Genomic DNA, 15,720 nt, shown 5'->3' on the forward strand with positions numbered 1-15,720 from the left:
TGATACTATGCTCACTATAAATAATCTTCACAAACGGTTCGGCAAGGTTACAGCAGTAGCCGACGTCAGCCTGGAAGTGAAGAAAGGCGAGACGGTCGTGCTCATGGGCCCCTCGGGGTGCGGCAAGTCGACCACCATCCGTACCATCAACCGTCTCGTCGAGCCGGACGGAGGCCGGATCGTCTTCGCCGGCCGCGACATCACCGCTATCGCCGCCGAGGAAATGCGGGCGGTGCGCAAACGCATCGGCTTCGTCTTCCAGCAATTTAACCTCATCAGCCGTCTGACGGCCGAGGAGAACGTTATGCTGGGCCTGGTCATGGGCGGGATGCCGCGTGAGCTGGCCAGCGACAAGGCCGTGGCCGCGCTTGCCAAAGTCGGCCTTGATAACTGCCGCGACCAGAAGCCCGGGGAACTGTCGGGCGGCCAGCAGCAGCGGGTGGGCATCGCCCGCGCGCTGGCCTTCGAACCCGAGTTGATGCTCTGGGACGAACCCACCGCGTCCCTGGACCCCATCCTGGTCAGAGAAGTGCTCGTAGTTATGGAGGAACTCGCCAAATACCAGGCCAACACCATGGTGGTCGTCACCCACGAACTCCCCTTCGCTCTTCACGTCGCCGACCGGATCGTGCTCATGGACAAAGGGCGCGTCGTCGAAGAAGGCGTCCCGGACAGGGTCTTCGTCACCCCCGCCTCCGAGGTAGGGCAGCGCTACAAGGAACTCATCGAATACCAGATGAATACCAGCGCCCTTACCCTTGCCGGCAAACGTGTCGCCTGATTCCTCTCATTTGCCACTTGCAGGAAAAGTGAATCTTTTGTAGAATAAGTGATAGCTGTTTATCGGGAGGTTGCCCATGTCTTATCAGACCACTCTCGCCAAAAGCATCGCCTATACGGGAATCGGTCTCCACTCCGGCAAGGACGTCACCATCACCCTTCAGCCCGCCGCGGCGGACACCGGCATCGTCTTCGTCCGCACCGACCTCCCGGGCGCGCCGCGGGTGAAGGCGACCGCCGCCAACGTGACATCCACCATGCGGGCTACGACGCTCGAGGACGGGGCCGCCAAGGTCTTCACCGTAGAGCATCTTCTGGCCGTCTTCCTCGCCCTGGGGATCGACAACTGTCTTATCGAAATAACCGCCGCCGAGCCGCCGGTTGGCGACGGCAGCGCCCTTCCCTTCGTAAAGCTTGTGGAAGAAGCCGGCATCGCCGAGCTGCCGGCGCCGAGCCGTTACGTCCCGTTGCCGGCGGCGCAGGCGACCCGCTGCCCCGATAAATTCATCGCCATCCTGCCGTACGACGGCCTGCGGATCAGCTTCACGTCCGTCAATCCGCACCCCATGATCGGCATCCAGTACGGCGACTTCGAAATCACCGCCGACACGTTCATCCGCGAAATCGCCCCCGCGAGGACCATCGGCTTCATGCACGAGGTCGAGGCCCTCAAGGCGCAGGGCCTGGCGCTCGGCGGCAGCCTCGAAAACGCGGTAGTATACGACGACGATAGAATACTGACCCCGTTGCGCTTTCCCGACGAACTGGTCAGACACAAGATTCTCGACGTACTCGGCGATCTGGCGCTGGTCGGACGCATCCGCGGCCACGTTATCGCAGTGAAATCCAGCCACGCGCTCAACACCGCGCTGGCGAAGCAAATAGCGGCAAGTGCGCAAAAGTGACGAGGAGGACTGCTACCATGTTGACCGTGCCTCAGATTCAGGCAATCATCCCGCATCGTTACCCGTTCCTGTTGGTCGACCGCATCATCGAAATCGAGCCCATGAAAAGAGCTGTGGGCATTAAAAATGTAACCGCCAACGAGCAATTCTTCCAGGGCCATTTCCCCGGCAAGCCCATCATGCCCGGCGTCCTGCTCCTCGAAGCGATGGCCCAGGTCGGCGGCGTGGCGATGCTCTATGGCGAGGAATTCTCCGGCAAGCTGGCGGTTTTTGCCGGCATCGACCGGGTGAAATTCCGCAAGCCGGTGGTGCCGGGCGACCAAGTGCGGATGGTGGCCGAGATCATAAAAATGCGCGGGACCATGGGCAAAATATGGGCCGAAGCATATGTCGACGGCGAACTTGTCGCCGAGGGAGAATTCCTGTTTGCCCTCACCTGAAAAGAGAAGCAATAAGGATATAAATGGCATAGTTTATGTGTAAGATCGTCCTAAATAGCAATAGTTATATTTTTTGCCAGTATTCGCGCCGATAGCTCTTGCCACCATTCGACTGGTTAGTCGGATTATAAATAACAACGGTTGGCTACGGGCTGCGCCGCGACAACAGTAAGGAGATGAGCTGATGAAGCCGGAGACTGTCGTAATACCGATCCGTAAAATACACGAAACAGCTGTCATACATCCGGGCGCCCGCATCGGCAAAGAGGTGGAGATCGGCCCGTACGCGGTCATCGGCGAAAACGTCCTGATCGGCGACGGAACAAAGATCGGCGCCCATGCCGTAATCGACGGCTGGACCAGTATAGGCAAGAACTGCATCATTTATCCCAGCGCTTCCATCGGCACCGACCCGCAAGACCTCAAGTTCCGCGGCGAAAAAAGCTACGTTTTCATAGGCGACGAAACTCAGATCCGCGAATTCGCCACCGTCAACCGGGCAACAGGCGAGGGCGAGGAAACCCGCATCGGGTCGCATTGCCTGCTGCAGGCCTACACCCACGTCGCTCATAACTGCATCCTCGGCAACCATGTCATCATGTCCAACTGCGCCACGCTGGCCGGCCACGTAATCGTGGAAGACCGGGCAATCATCAGCGGGCTGACCGGGGTGCACCAGTTCGTCAAGATCGGCCGCAACGCCTTTGTCGGCGGCGCCTCCAAGGTTGTCCAGGACGTGCCCCCGTTCGTTATCGTTGACGGCCACCCGGCCAAAGTCTGCGGCCTCAACAGCGTGGGCATGGCCCGCGCCGGCATCAGCGAACTGGCTCGCCGCAACCTCAAGAAGGCTTACAAGATTCTGTACCGTTCCAATCTCACCCTTCCCCAGGCGATCGCCGTTATGGAGCAGGAGCTTGACTCCTGCGAGGAAGTCGAACACTTCCTCCGCTTCCTCCGCAACGCCGAACGCGGTATCTGCCGCGGCCGCAGGGACGAAGAGGAGTAGAAACCGGCAGCCGCCGGAGAACCGACCGGACGGCCGCGTAAGGAGTATCAGGATGAAGACAATAGGATTACTGGCCGGCGTTGGCAGACTGCCGGTAGAATTTGCCCGTGCCGCCTCCGGCATGGGCTTTACCGTGATTGCCGTCGGCGTTGTCCCGGGGGTCGACCCCGAGCTGGCCGCCGTGGCGAACAAATACCACGAAATCGGCGCCGGCGAACTGGGCCGCATCATTGCCACCCTAAAGGATTCGGGCGTGCGTGAAGTCACCATGCTCGGCAAGGTTACCAAAGAACTGCTGTTTACCGGCGCGGTGAAGCTCGACGACCGGGCCAGGCAACTTTTCGCCGGGCTGGCCGACAACAGCGACGACACCATAATGCTCGCCCTGGTCCGCGAACTGGCGCTCGAGGGGCTCGGCGTGCTCGACCAGACCGCCATGATCCGCGCCCTGATGCCGCCGCCGGGCCTTATAACCAGTCGGCCGCCCACAGCCGCCGAAGAAGCCGACATGGAATTCGGCTTCCGCATGGCCAAGGAGATCGGCGCTCTCGACATCGGTCAGACGGTCGTCGTCAAAAACAGGGCGGTGCTCGCCGTCGAGGCCATCGAAGGCACCGACGCCTGCATCCGCCGCGGCGGGCAGCTCGGACGGGGCGGGGCGGTTGTCGCCAAAGTCGCCAAACCCAGCCAGGACGCCCGCTTCGACGTACCGGCCGTAGGCGCCGACACAATCCGGGCCATGATCGAAGCGGGCGCAAGCGCCCTGGTGATCGAGGCGGGCCGGACGCTGCTGGTGGACCGCATCAAGGTCGCGGCGCTGGCCGACGAGAACAACATTACCATTATCGCCCGCTGATTTTTGCCACAGAGGCATAGAGACACTGTGAGAAGAGGGAAACTATCTCCGGGTCTCTGTCGTCCTGTGGCTCGTGTTTTAGCGTGGGTAATCTTGGACAACCGCGCGTATTTGGGATAAACTAGTATTATCCGAGGAGATTCGCCATGTACAAGATATTTATCTCCGCCGGAGAGGCGTCCGGCGACCTCAACGGCGCCAGCGTCGCCGCCGCCCTGAGGAATATTCGGCCCGATATCCGGATCTCCGGCATGGGCGGCGCAATGATGCGTGTCGCCGGAGTGGAGATCGTCTATGACATCGCCGACCTCGGCGTCATGGGGATCGTCGAGATTGCCAAGAGCCTGCCCAAGCTCTTCCGGCTGCGGGACTTCCTCGCCGACTGGCTGGCGCGGGAGCGCCCCGACGTCCTGGTGGTCATCGACTACCCCGGGTTCAACACCCGGCTGGCCAAAGTCGCCAAGCGGCTGGGCATCCCGGTAATCTCCTACATCAGCCCCTCAGCGTGGGCATGGGGGCGCGGCCGGGCCAAAGAGGTCGCGGCAACGGTGACCAAAGTCGCCGCCATCTTCCCCTTCGAAGCCGACGTTTACCGCCAAGCGGGCGCCGACGTAATCTTCGTCGGTCATCCCCTGCTCGACATCGTCAAGCCCTCGCTGCCCAAGGATGAAGCATACCGCCTGTTCGGCGCCGATCCGGCGCGGCCGGTGGTGCTGCTTATGCCGGGCAGCCGGCGCCAGGAAATCGACAAACTTCTGCCCGTCATGCTGGCGGCGATGGAAAAAGTCGTCGAAAAAGTGCCGGATTGTCAAATATTTTTGCCGGTAGCCTCGACAATTTCCCGGGAAATATTGCAAAATATAATAGATGGCTACAAATTAGAGGTGCGCCTCATCGCCGGCAACAACTACGACCTGATGAATATAGGCACCGTGGCGATCGCCGCCTCCGGCACCGCCACCCTCGAAACGGCCATCCTGGGCCTGCCGACGGTCATCGTCTACAAGGTCGCGGCCCTTACTTACCTGCTGGGCAAGATGCTTGTCAAAATCCCCCACATCGGCTTGCCAAATATCGTCGCCGGCCGCCGCATCGTACCCGAACTCCTGCAGGGCGAGGCCACCGCCGCCAACATCGCCCGCGAAACTCTGCCCATTGTCACCGATACGGCCGTTCGCGGCCGCATGGCCGCCGACCTGGCTGACGTCAGGCAGAAGCTGGGTGAGAGCGGCGCAGTGGGACGGGTAGCCCAAGTTATACTTGAAGTGGCCTCGCGCGGCCACGGAGGAGCGGCATGAATCTATACCTGCGCTTGCTGAAATACGTCCGGCCATATATGTTCCGCGTTGTGGTAGCCGTTATCTGCATTATAATGGCCGCGGCGGCCAACCTTTACGTGCCCTGGATCATAAAGGACGTTATCGACGACGTCCTGACCGCCAAGGACATGGCTATGCTCAACATCATCGCCGGCGGCATCATTGCGGTATTCCTGCTGCGCGGCGTCTTTTTCTACGGCCAGACCTACCTGATGGCGTTCGTCGGCCAACGGGTCATCATCGACATCCGCGAAGCCCTTTACCGCCATCTGCAGCGTCTGTCGCTGTCCTACTTCGAGACCCGGCGCACCGGCGCCATCATGAGCTATATCACCAACGACGTCGCCGCCCTCCAGTCCGCCCTGGTCGAGAGCGTCATCGAGATGCTGACCGAAAGCGTCGTGCTGGTGGGCTCGATGGCCGCCATGTTTTTCATCCACTGGAAGCTGTCCCTCCTGACCTTTATCACCCTGCCGCTCGTCTTCCAGGCTATCAACGTCTTCGGCAAAAAACTGCGGCGGGCCGGGGCGGTCATGCAGGAGCGCGCCGCCGACATAACCTCGGTGCTCCAGGAGACGGTCCTCGCCGTGCGGGTAATCAAATCGTTTGTCCGCGAAGACTACGAGATCGAGCGCTTCGGCCGCGAAAACTACCACAACTTCCGGGCCCAGATGAAGAGCGCCCAGCTAATGGCCACCCTTACCCCCCTCATCGAATTCCTCGCCGCCATCGGCGTAACCGTCATCATCTGGTACGGCGGCCACGAGGTCATCGGCGGCAACCTGACGACCGGAGCGCTCATGGCCTTCCTCATCTATGTCGTCAACCTGTCCAATCCCATCAAACGCCTAAGCCGCGTGTACGGCAACATCCAGAAGGCGCTGGCCGCGGCCGAGCGGGTCTTCGAAGTCCTCGACACCGAGCCCGACATCCAGGACAAGCCCGACGCCGCCGACCTGCCGTCCATCAACGGCGAAGTCGCCTTCCATAATGTCAGCTTCGAATACAAACCCGGGGAACCGGCCCTTGTAGATATATCGCTTACCGCCAGGCCCGGCCAGGTCGTTGCCATCGTCGGCCCCAGCGGCGCCGGCAAGACGACCATCGCCAATCTTATCCCCCGCTTTTACGATCCGTCCGCCGGCTACATCGCCATCGACGGCATCGACATAAAGGCAGTCACCCTCGCCTCCCTGCGTCGCCAGATCGGCATCGTACCCCAGGAAACCATGCTCTTCAACGGCACGGTGTACGAAAACATTCTCTACGGCGACCTGGACGCCCCGCGGGAGGCGGTCATCGCCGCCGCCAAGGCTGCCAACGCCGACAACTTCATCATGGAGATGCCCCAGGGCTACGAAACGCAGATCGGCGAGCGCGGCGCCAAGCTCTCCGGCGGCCAGCGCCAGCGCATCGCCATCGCCCGCGCCATTTTGAAAAACCCTCGCGTCCTCATCCTCGACGAAGCAACCTCGGCGCTTGACACCGAAAGCGAATCCCTCGTCCAGGAAGCGCTGGACAAGCTGATGGTCGGGCGAACGTCGTTCGTCATCGCCCATCGCCTTTCCACCGTGCAACGGGCCGACGTCATTCTCGTCATGGAACGGGGCCGGATAATCGAACAGGGCTCCCACGCGACCCTCATAAACACCGGCGGCCTCTACAGCAAGCTTTACCAGGTCCAATTCGAATCGCGGACAGAGGCTCCGTCCCAAGAGGTATAACCGATGAAATTCCTTTACGATATTCTGACGATCATCCTGGTGCTGGCGGCCATACCGGTGTTCATCTTCCGTCTCATCCGCGAAAAAGGCTTCGGCGAACGGCTCAAGCAAAGCTTCGGCTTCCTGCCCGCCGAGTCCCTGGCGCCGGTGGCCGGCAAGAATTGCCTGTGGCTGCACGCCGCCTCGGTCGGCGAAATAGTCGCCACCAGCCCGATCATCAGAGAAATACACCGCCAGCTCCCCGGCGTGCCGGTGCTGATCTCGGTCGTCACGGCCAACGGGTACGAAATGGCCAAGCGCATCATCCCCGAAGCGGACAGCATCATCTTCTTCCCGCTCGACCTGCCGCTATTGAGCCGGCGGGTGATAACCCGCATTAAGCCCACGCTGTTCGTCCTTGTCGAAACCGAGCTGTGGCCGAACTTCCTGCTCTCCTGCCGGGATCTCGCCATCCCGGTTATGATGGTCAACGGACGGATAAGCGACAAGAGCGTCGGCAACTACCGCTACCTGTTCACCATCCTCGACCGGATGCTCGAAACCGTCAACCGTTTCTGCATGCAGTCCACCATCGACGCGCAGTATATCATCCGCCTGGGAGCCAAGCCCCGCCGGGTATTCGTCACCGGCAACACCAAGTACGATCAGACGCACACCGAAGTCAGCGCCGCCGAACGGGAGCAACTCGCCAGCCTCCTGAAGCTGTCCGGGCAAGTGCCGGTCATCGTCGCTGGCAGCACCCACCGGGGCGAGGAGGAATTTGTCCTTGCCGCCTTTAACAAAGTAAGAGAAAACATCCCCGGCGCCCGCCTTATCCTCGCGCCGCGCGATAATCTGCGGGGCAGCGAGGTCGTCTCCCTGGCGGAGAAATACGGTCTGAACGCCGTGCGCCGCACCGACCTCCACAAGGCGGACGGCGGCCATGACGTCATCGTGCTCGACACAATCGGCGAACTCGGCAAAATATACAGCATCGGCGACGTCGTGTTCGTCGGCGGCAGCCTGGTGGCAACAGGCGGTCACAACATCCTCGAGCCGGCGGCTCACGGCAAGCCCATCCTCGTCGGCCCCAACATGTTCAACTTCAAGGACAGCTACGCCTTATTCAGCGGGCGGGGCGCCTGCGACACCGTTTACGACAGCGCCGATCTCGGCGACAAATTCGTCAGTCTGCTCAGCGACGCCTCTGCCAGGGCGGAGATGGGCGAAAAGGCGCTGGCCATCGTCCGGGAAAACCAGGGAGCTGCCATCCGCAGCGTTCAGCATATCAGCGAAGTACTGGCGACACTCCCCCAGCGATCGTGAGGGATATTGTATGATCCGACATGAACCCGTCCAAGTCTATCTTTACCAGTTGGTGCATGGCCATAAGCGGGGCCCGGTGGCCGCCGTTCTTCTCGGCGTGCTCCGGTTCATGTCGTTTGTCTACGGCCTGGGTGTCGACATCAAGCTCGGCCTCTACAAAGCCGGGATACTGAAACAGCATAAACTGGCCAGCCGGGTCATCAGCCTCGGCAACATCACCGTCGGCGGCACCGGCAAGACCCCCACCGCCCAGCGCCTTGCGGCCATCATCCGCGACCTGGGCTACCGGGTCGTCATCCTCAACCGCGGTTACCGGGCCAACTGGCGCGGCCAGGTCGGCCTGGTCTCCGACGGCCGGCGCATCTACATGTCGGTCAACGAGGCCGGCGACGAGGCTTACCTGCTGGCGAAGAACCTGCCGGGCGTGGCGGTCGTCATCGGCAAAAACCGCAACGTCACCGGCGATTACGCCGTCGCCAACCTCAAAGCCGACTTCATCATCCTCGACGACGGCTACCAACACTGGCAGCTGGCCCGCGACCTCGACATCGTCCTCATCGACAGCATCAATGTCTTCGGCAACAACTTCCTCCTGCCGCGGGGCACGCTCCGCGAACCCCTGACCCACCTAAACCGCGCCGACGTCTTTCTCCTTACCAAGGTAGACCAGGGCACCGACAATGCCCGCGACATAATCCGCGAGACCCTCGCCCGCTACAACGACCAGGCGCTGGTCGTCGAAAGCGTCCACAGCCCGCGCTGCTTCATCGAAATCGAAGACTGGTACAAAGGCATCAGGCCGGAAACGGTAGCGCTCGAAACCATCCACAAGAAAAAAGTCCTGGCATTTTCCGCCCTCGGCAACCCGACCTCCTTCGAGCAGTCGATCAACGACATCGGGGCCATAATCGTCGATTCGGTCCGCTACCCCGACCATCACGACTACACAATGGCCGAAATGCAGCATGTAATGCAGCGGGCAGTCGACAGTGGCGTATTCGCCCTCGTAACCACCGAAAAAGACGCGGTCAAAATTCCGTCCGAGTTCATTCACTCCGACCGGCCGCTGCCCCTATACGTATTAGGCATCGAAGTACGATTCGTCGACAACGGCTACCAGGAACTGATGAACCTTATCAAATCGGTGGCCGAGCGGGGAGGCAAGCAATGAGAACAATCTGCGTCATCCCGGCCCGCTACTCGTCCACCCGCCTGCCGGGCAAACCGCTGGCCCTGATCGCCGGCAAGCCGATGATCCAGCACGTCTACGAGCGGGCCAGCCAGGCCAAGCTGCCCTGCCGCGTGCTTGTCGCCACCGACCACGAGCAAGTCTTCGGCGCGGTCAAAGCCTTCGGCGGGGAAGTGATGATGACCTCGCCGCTGCATCCCACCGGCACCGACCGGCTGGCCGAAGTGGCCGCCCGCCATGAAGACGCCGACGTCATCATCAACGTCCAGGGGGACGAACCGCTCATCGAACCCGCGGTCATCGACCAACTGGCGGGAGAATTTCACCAGGCCCCCGGCCTGATGATGGCCACCCTCGCCGCGCCGCTAGCCGAGGCCGAATACCACGCCCCGAGCGTCGTCAAAGTAGTCACCGACCTGGCGGGCTACGCCCTGTACTTTTCCCGCTCCCTCATCCCCTACCCCCGCAACCCGGCCAACGGCTTGACATACTACAAACACATCGGCATCTACGCCTACCGGCGCGATTTTCTGCTTAAATTCGCCGCCCTGCCGCCCACGCCGCTGGAAAAAGCCGAATCGCTCGAACAACTCCGGGCGCTCGAGCACGGCTACCGCATCAAAGTCCTCAGCACCGGCTTCACCTCCGTGGGCGTGGACACGCCGGAGGATCTGGAAAGAGTGAACGCCATTATCGCCGCACAAGGAGGCTCAGCAAAATGAAAACAGTGCAAATAGGCTCCATCGCCATCGGCGGCAAAAATCCCCTCGCCCTCATCGCCGGGCCGTGCGTCCTCGAAAGCACAGACCGGGCGCGGATGATCGGCCGCGAAGTCAAGGCCATCGCCGACCGACTCGGTATCCCCTATATCTTTAAAGCATCGTACGACAAGGCCAACCGTTCGGCCTACAACTCCTTCCGCGGTCCGGGGCTTACGGAAGGACTGGCCGCACTGGCCGCCATCAAGGCCGACCTCAAAGTACCGGTCCTGAGCGACATCCACTGCACTACCCAGGTCGAGCCCGCGGCCGCCGTTCTCGACATTCTGCAGATACCCGCCTTCCTCTGCCGCCAGACCGACCTCGTCTACGCGGCGGCCGCCACCGGCAAGGCCGTCAACGTAAAAAAGGGCCAATTCCTGGCCCCCGGCGACATGAAAAATGTTGTTCAAAAAATCCTCGAAGCAGGCAACGAAAACATCCTCCTCACCGAGCGGGGCGCGACCTTCGGCTACAACAACCTCGTCGTCGACATGCGCTCGCTGCCCATCATGCGCTCGCTGGGCTACCCGGTCGTCTTCGACGCCACCCACAGCGTCCAGCTTCCCGGCGGAGCAGGCGTCACGTCCAGCGGCCAGCGGGAGTATGTCGCCTACCTGGCGCGGGCGGCGGTGGCGGCAGGCGTTGACGCGCTGTTCATGGAAGTGCACGACAACCCGGCGGAAGCCCTGTCGGACGGCCCCAACATGCTGTACATCGATCAACTCGCGCCGCTCCTCGAAGACCTGCTGGCCATCGACGCGGTTGTGCGCAAACATAAATAGGGAGGGACAGGCCGATGATCATCGAGCAGGCAAAAGAAGTGCTGGCAGTTGAAGCGGCGGCCATCCAGGCCCTCATCCCCCGCATCGACGGCCAGTTCACGGCAGCGGTAAACCTCATCCTCGCTTGTAGCGGCCGGGTAATCGTCACCGGTATGGGCAAATCAGGCCTTGTCGGCAGGAAGATCGCCGCCACCCTTGCCAGTACCGGCACACCGGCCTTTTTTCTGCATCCGGCCGAAGCCATCCACGGCGACCTCGGCATGGTAACAGGCGAAGACGTCGTCCTCGCCCTGTCCTATAGCGGCGAAACGGACGAAGTGCTCAGCATCCTGCCCATAATCCGCCGTATCGGCGCAAAGGTCATCGCCATGAGCGGCCGGGAAAAATCGACCCTTGGCAGCAACGCCGACGGCTTTCTCGACGTGGCGGTCGAAAGGGAGGCCTGCCCGCTGGGCCTGGCGCCAACCGCCAGCACCACCGCGTCTCTCGCCATGGGCGACGCCCTGGCGGTCGCACTCCTCACCGCCCGCCGTTTCACCCCCGAAGACTTTGCCCTCTTCCACCCTGGCGGCACACTTGGCCGGCGCCTGCTCCTCACCGTCGAGCAGGTCATGCACAGCGGTGAAGACAACCCGGTTACGCCGCTCGGCAGCAGCGTGAAAGAAGCGCTGTTCGTCATCACCGCCAAAGGCCTTGGCGTCACCTCGATCATCGACGGCGACGGACGCCTGCAGGGCATAATCACCGACGGCGACATCCGGCGCAGCCTCGAAAAGGGATTAGACTTCCTCAACAAGCGGGTAGAGGAAATAATGACCCGCACCCCACGGACGATAACCGCCGACAGGCTGGCCGCCCAGGCGCTCAACATGATGGAGAAGAACAAGCCGCGCCCCATCACGGTGCTGCCGGTCGTCGACGGCGACCAGCGGGCAATTGGTATGATTCACCTTACTGACTTATTGCGTCAAGGAGTGGTATAATGGATACTGAGGTTCGCGCCCGCCAGGTCAAACTACTGGTTTTCGACGTGGACGGGGTGCTGACCTCGGGCCAACTGCTCTTCGGTCCCGACGGCGAGGCCATGAAGATTTTCCACGCCCAGGACGGCCTCGGCATCAACGCCGCCCACCGGGCCGGACTAAAAACCGCCTTGATAACCGGCCGGGAAAGCGAAATGGTGCGCCGGCGGGGAACCGAACTGTCGATAACCGATATCTGCCAGGGGGCGCAGGACAAAATCGCCCGCCTCGAACAACTGCTCGCCAAGCACCACCTGACGGCCGACGAGGTCGCCTACACCGGCGACGACCTCAACGACCTCGCCGTCATGGCGCGGGCCGGTCTGGCCTTGGCGGTAGCCAACGCCGCGCCGGAAGTCAAGGCCGCCGCCCATTACGTCACCAGCCGCACCGGCGGGGACGGAGCGGTGCGGGAAATCGTCGAGCTCGTCCTTAAAGCCCAGGGAAAGTGGACCGCGGTTGTCGAAAGCTACCGCCGCCCCGGCGGGGACAAGCCCTGTCAGTGAAGTGTAGCTGATAAACCGCGCAACGAACGTTTATCTGCGTCACCGGGAGGAAAGCAGTGACGAATGCTTGGCAGTATTACCTGCTCAAAACAATCAGCCGCATAATCTGCCTGCTGCCGTATCCCTGGCTTCTGGCGCTGGGCCGGCTGCTGGGCCGCCTTTATTACCGCATCGCCGCTCGCCAGCGCGAGCGGGCCATCGACCAGATAAAACGGGGGCTGGGGCTTACCCGGCCCGAGGCCGAGCGGATCATCCGCAGCCTGTTCGTCAAGCTCGGCCAGACCTTCCTGGAAGTGATGTACCTGCCGGTTTTTCGTCCGGCGACAATCAACCGGTATATTACGATCGAAAACCGCCATTATCTCGACGAAGCCCTCGCCCAGGGCAAAGGCGTGGCCGTGCTGTCCGCCCACATGGGCAACTGGGAGTGGCTGGGGGCCGGGCTGTCCATGTACGGCTTCCCGGTGGCCAGCATCGTAAAAAGCCAGCCAAACGACCAGCACAACCGCATCATCAACGAATACCGCCAGCTTGTCGGCATCGAAATGTTTACGCGCGGCACAACCGACCTGGTCGCCGCCGCCAAAGCCCTCAAGAACGGACGGGTGCTGGGTTTTTTCTCCGATCAGGATGCCGGCAAGAACGGCGTTTTCATCGAGTTCCTCGGCAAAATGGCCTCCACCCCCGTCGGACTGGCCGTCTTCGCCCGGCGGCTGGCTGTGCCGGTCGTGCCGGCGTTCATCGTCCGCCGCGCCGAGGGCGGGCACCATATCATCGTCAAACCGCCGCTCAGCTTCACCTTCAGCGGCGACGACACGGCCGACGACTATAACTTCACCGTCCAGGCCACGAGATTAATTGAAGACATGATCAGGCAATATCCGGACGAGTGGCTCTGGTTTCAGAAACGGTGGAATACGAAATGGGCAGGTGAACAGGCTTGAAACTTAGTAAAAGCGCATACCGGGCGATAGCCTGCACACTGCTGATAATCGCTGGCGGGCTTTATTATTTCAACAAGGCGGAGCTTCCGCCCCCTCCCGTGGTCCAGGAGGCGAAAGCCGACGACGGGTCTGCCAACATCACCTTCTTCGGCAGCAAGATCGTCGAACAGCAGGACGGCAAGAAACAGTGGGAGGTCGAAGCCGAGTCGGTGCAGATGAACCCCGGTACGAACAGGGCCCAACTGATCAATTTCCAAGCGACGCTCTACCGCGCTGACGGCAGCAAGCTTCACCTTGTCGGCCGCCAGGCGGAACTTGATACCAAAACCAGGGATATTCATATGTCGGGCGATATCAAAGCCACCAACAGCGACGGCGCGGTATTCACCTCCGCCACCGCACGCTGGGCCGCCAAGGAGCGCAAGTTTTTCGGCGGCGGCGGCATAACCATGACGAGAGGGGACACCGTCGTAACCGGCGACCGCGTCGAAGGCGACGAGCAGCTCGAAAAAGTGAAAGTATTCGGCAATGCCCGTGCTGTAAAAGGAGGAACTCCCCAATGAAACGAAAATTCGCTGCCGCTGCGCTGACAGCACTGATAATGGTGCTGATCGCCGCGACCACAGCCGTATCCGCCCCGGCCGATAAACCTGTCGAACTCATCGCCGACACCATCGAATACGATGCCAAATCCGGCGTCATGAACGCCCAAGGCGCGGTAAAGCTTACCCGCGACAAAGCGGTGCTCACCGGCGCGAACGCCCAGTACAACACAAAGAGCAAAGAAGCTTACGTCTTCGGCAACGTGAAAGTAGTGCGGGAAGACACCACCCTGACCGCCAACGAGGTGCGTTCCTTCGAAGATAACTATCTCGTGGCCACCGGCAATGCCGTGCTGATCAAAGGGGAAAATACTCTGGCCGGTCCGAAAATCGAACACTGGGTGGACCGCCAGTACTCGCTGGTCCCGACCGCAGCCCGCCTGACCATGCCTGACGGCTGGATGACCGCAAACCGCGTCGAAGCCTTCCACACTGAAGACCGGGCGGTAGCCGACGGCGATGTCCATATCGTCAGCGACAAGCGCAGCCTGGACGCCACCTCCGACAAGGCGGTCTACTACGGCTCCAAGACCGAACAGGGCAAGGTGGTAATGAGCGGCAACGCCCGCGCCGTCCAGGAGGGCAACATCCTGACCGGCAAAACGCTCACCATCTATCTCGACGACAAAGCCATGGACTCCCAGGGACGCTCCAAGCTTGTCGTCAAGCCCCAATAACGGGGCCCGGCACGCGATGTACAATTTATTCGCAAAATATATTGAAACAGAAGACCTCGTCAAGACGTACAAAGGGCGCAACGTCGTCGACGGCGTAAGCCTGAGAGTCGACCAGGGCAGAGTCGTTGGCCTGCTCGGCCCTAACGGCGCCGGTAAAACCACCACCTTCTATATGATAGTGGGCCTGGAGCGGCCTAACAGCGGGCGGATTTTCATCAACGGCGAAGATGTAACCAGCCTGCCGATGTATCGCCGCTCGATGTTCGGGCTGGGCTACCTGCCCCAGGAACCGTCGGTCTTCCGCAAACTTACGGTCGAGGAGAACCTGCTCGCAATCCTGGAACTCAAGGAAGACCTAACCTTGGCCGAGCGTAAGGACAAGGCGGCAGCGCTGATGGAAGAACTGGGCGTCCTAGCCGTGCGCGACCGTCTGGGCTCGCAGCTCTCCGGCGGCGAACGGCGGCGGGTGGAAATCGCCCGGTCGCTGGCCACCGAGCCGGCCTTCATCTTGCTGGACGAACCCTTTGCCGGCGTTGACCCGATCGCCGTGGCCGATATCCAGGAAATCATCGGCTTCCTGCGCGACCGGGGCATCGGGGTGCTCATCACCGACCACAATGTCCGCGAAACGCTCAGCATCGTCGACTACGCCTATATCCTCAACGACGGCCAGACCCTCATCTGCGGCGACAGCGCCACCATCGCGGCCAGCGAGATAGCGCGGAAGTTCTATCTCGGCGACAAATTCAGCCTGTAACGTCGGCTGCCCCAAAACTTCGTCTAGCGTCGTTGCTCCTCGGTGCGCTTGCCAGCGTACGTTCGAGTACGCGTCGCGGCGCGCCCTTCCGGTGCGCCTAGCTATACTTGTTTTTGAACAGCCTCCGGTCATGTTGCATATACTT

The 15,720-nt window shown here is 61.4% G+C and carries 17 protein-coding genes; all 17 read left to right on the top strand.

Annotated features, from left to right (window positions below):
• Positions 1-7: 7 nt before the first annotated feature.
• Positions 8-781 carry an amino acid ABC transporter ATP-binding protein gene (locus RIN56_05320; GenBank protein ID MDR7866218.1) on the top strand — a complete coding sequence of 258 codons (774 nt, stop codon included), beginning with the start codon at positions 8-10 and terminating at the stop codon, positions 779-781.
• Between the two features lie 76 nt (positions 782-857).
• Positions 858-1,685: a UDP-3-O-acyl-N-acetylglucosamine deacetylase gene (lpxC, locus tag RIN56_05325; protein MDR7866219.1), complete on the top strand. Its 828-nt coding sequence runs from the start codon at positions 858-860 to the stop codon at positions 1,683-1,685.
• Positions 1,686-1,702: 17 nt separating this feature from the next.
• Positions 1,703-2,125 (top strand): 3-hydroxyacyl-ACP dehydratase FabZ, encoded by a 423-nt coding sequence (gene fabZ, locus RIN56_05330; protein ID MDR7866220.1) that lies wholly within the window; start codon positions 1,703-1,705, stop codon positions 2,123-2,125.
• 184 nt (positions 2,126-2,309) lie between these two features.
• Positions 2,310-3,131 carry an acyl-ACP--UDP-N-acetylglucosamine O-acyltransferase gene (gene lpxA, locus RIN56_05335; GenBank protein ID MDR7866221.1) on the top strand — a complete coding sequence of 274 codons (822 nt, stop codon included), beginning with the start codon at positions 2,310-2,312 and terminating at the stop codon, positions 3,129-3,131.
• A gap of 52 nt (positions 3,132-3,183) precedes the next feature.
• Positions 3,184-3,987: a UDP-2,3-diacylglucosamine diphosphatase LpxI gene (lpxI, locus tag RIN56_05340; protein MDR7866222.1), complete on the top strand. Its 804-nt coding sequence runs from the start codon at positions 3,184-3,186 to the stop codon at positions 3,985-3,987.
• Between the two features lie 146 nt (positions 3,988-4,133).
• Entirely contained in the window at positions 4,134-5,285 is a 1,152-nt protein-coding gene (gene lpxB / locus RIN56_05345; GenBank protein MDR7866223.1) for a lipid-A-disaccharide synthase, read from the top strand.
• Complete coding sequence (locus tag RIN56_05350; protein MDR7866224.1) at positions 5,282-7,030, top strand: ABC transporter ATP-binding protein; 1,749 nt, start codon at positions 5,282-5,284, stop codon at positions 7,028-7,030. Before lpxB ends, RIN56_05350 begins: the two co-directional genes overlap by 4 nt.
• Positions 7,031-7,033: 3 nt before the next feature.
• On the top strand, positions 7,034-8,335 hold the full coding sequence (locus RIN56_05355; protein MDR7866225.1) for a 3-deoxy-D-manno-octulosonic acid transferase: 1,302 nt from the start codon (positions 7,034-7,036) through the stop codon (positions 8,333-8,335).
• A 10-nt stretch (positions 8,336-8,345) separates the two neighbouring features.
• Positions 8,346-9,506 carry a tetraacyldisaccharide 4'-kinase gene (lpxK, locus tag RIN56_05360; GenBank protein ID MDR7866226.1) on the top strand — a complete coding sequence of 387 codons (1,161 nt, stop codon included), beginning with the start codon at positions 8,346-8,348 and terminating at the stop codon, positions 9,504-9,506.
• A complete protein-coding gene (gene kdsB / locus RIN56_05365; protein ID MDR7866227.1) occupies positions 9,503-10,246 on the top strand; it encodes a 3-deoxy-manno-octulosonate cytidylyltransferase in 744 nt (247 codons plus the stop codon). Before lpxK ends, kdsB begins: the two co-directional genes overlap by 4 nt.
• Positions 10,243-11,067 (top strand): 3-deoxy-8-phosphooctulonate synthase, encoded by an 825-nt coding sequence (gene kdsA / locus RIN56_05370; GenBank protein MDR7866228.1) that lies wholly within the window; start codon positions 10,243-10,245, stop codon positions 11,065-11,067. The genes kdsB and kdsA overlap by 4 nt, the downstream gene beginning before the upstream one ends.
• A 14-nt stretch (positions 11,068-11,081) precedes the next feature.
• A complete protein-coding gene (locus tag RIN56_05375) occupies positions 11,082-12,050 on the top strand; it encodes a KpsF/GutQ family sugar-phosphate isomerase (GenBank protein MDR7866229.1) in 969 nt (322 codons plus the stop codon).
• Positions 12,050-12,595, top strand: coding sequence for an HAD hydrolase family protein (locus RIN56_05380; GenBank protein ID MDR7866230.1), 546 nt, complete (start codon positions 12,050-12,052; stop codon positions 12,593-12,595). The genes RIN56_05375 and RIN56_05380 overlap by 1 nt, the downstream gene beginning before the upstream one ends.
• A 56-nt stretch (positions 12,596-12,651) precedes the next feature.
• Entirely contained in the window at positions 12,652-13,539 is an 888-nt protein-coding gene (locus tag RIN56_05385; GenBank protein MDR7866231.1) for a lysophospholipid acyltransferase family protein, read from the top strand.
• Positions 13,536-14,102, top strand: coding sequence for an LPS export ABC transporter periplasmic protein LptC (lptC, locus tag RIN56_05390; GenBank protein ID MDR7866232.1), 567 nt, complete (start codon positions 13,536-13,538; stop codon positions 14,100-14,102). Before RIN56_05385 ends, lptC begins: the two co-directional genes overlap by 4 nt.
• Entirely contained in the window at positions 14,099-14,818 is a 720-nt protein-coding gene (locus RIN56_05395; protein ID MDR7866233.1) for an LptA/OstA family protein, read from the top strand. The genes lptC and RIN56_05395 overlap by 4 nt, the downstream gene beginning before the upstream one ends.
• Positions 14,819-14,834: 16 nt before the next feature.
• Entirely contained in the window at positions 14,835-15,575 is a 741-nt protein-coding gene (lptB, locus tag RIN56_05400) for an LPS export ABC transporter ATP-binding protein (protein MDR7866234.1), read from the top strand.
• Positions 15,576-15,720: the final 145 nt, after the last annotated feature.

Source organism: Sporomusaceae bacterium (assembly GCA_031460455.1).
Classification (GTDB): domain Bacteria; phylum Bacillota; class Negativicutes; order Sporomusales; family UBA7701; genus Anaeroselena.

What these genes read in the sequence shown, in the direction of transcription:
- RIN56_05320 (MDR7866218.1), top strand. Translation starts at nt 8, where the DNA reads ATGCTCACTATAAATAATCTTCACAAACGGTTCGGCAAGGTTACAGCA.
- lpxC (MDR7866219.1), top strand. Translation starts at nt 858, where the DNA reads ATGTCTTATCAGACCACTCTCGCCAAAAGCATCGCCTATACGGGAATC.
- fabZ (MDR7866220.1), top strand. Translation starts at nt 1,703, where the DNA reads ATGTTGACCGTGCCTCAGATTCAGGCAATCATCCCGCATCGTTACCCG.
- lpxA (MDR7866221.1), top strand. Translation starts at nt 2,310, where the DNA reads ATGAAGCCGGAGACTGTCGTAATACCGATCCGTAAAATACACGAAACA.
- lpxI (MDR7866222.1), top strand. Translation starts at nt 3,184, where the DNA reads ATGAAGACAATAGGATTACTGGCCGGCGTTGGCAGACTGCCGGTAGAA.
- lpxB (MDR7866223.1), top strand. Translation starts at nt 4,134, where the DNA reads ATGTACAAGATATTTATCTCCGCCGGAGAGGCGTCCGGCGACCTCAAC.
- RIN56_05350 (MDR7866224.1), top strand. Translation starts at nt 5,282, where the DNA reads ATGAATCTATACCTGCGCTTGCTGAAATACGTCCGGCCATATATGTTC.
- RIN56_05355 (MDR7866225.1), top strand. Translation starts at nt 7,034, where the DNA reads ATGAAATTCCTTTACGATATTCTGACGATCATCCTGGTGCTGGCGGCC.
- lpxK (MDR7866226.1), top strand. Translation starts at nt 8,346, where the DNA reads ATGATCCGACATGAACCCGTCCAAGTCTATCTTTACCAGTTGGTGCAT.
- kdsB (MDR7866227.1), top strand. Translation starts at nt 9,503, where the DNA reads ATGAGAACAATCTGCGTCATCCCGGCCCGCTACTCGTCCACCCGCCTG.
- kdsA (MDR7866228.1), top strand. Translation starts at nt 10,243, where the DNA reads ATGAAAACAGTGCAAATAGGCTCCATCGCCATCGGCGGCAAAAATCCC.
- RIN56_05375 (MDR7866229.1), top strand. Translation starts at nt 11,082, where the DNA reads ATGATCATCGAGCAGGCAAAAGAAGTGCTGGCAGTTGAAGCGGCGGCC.
- RIN56_05380 (MDR7866230.1), top strand. Translation starts at nt 12,050, where the DNA reads ATGGATACTGAGGTTCGCGCCCGCCAGGTCAAACTACTGGTTTTCGAC.
- RIN56_05395 (MDR7866233.1), top strand. Translation starts at nt 14,099, where the DNA reads ATGAAACGAAAATTCGCTGCCGCTGCGCTGACAGCACTGATAATGGTG.
- lptB (MDR7866234.1), top strand. Translation starts at nt 14,835, where the DNA reads ATGTACAATTTATTCGCAAAATATATTGAAACAGAAGACCTCGTCAAG.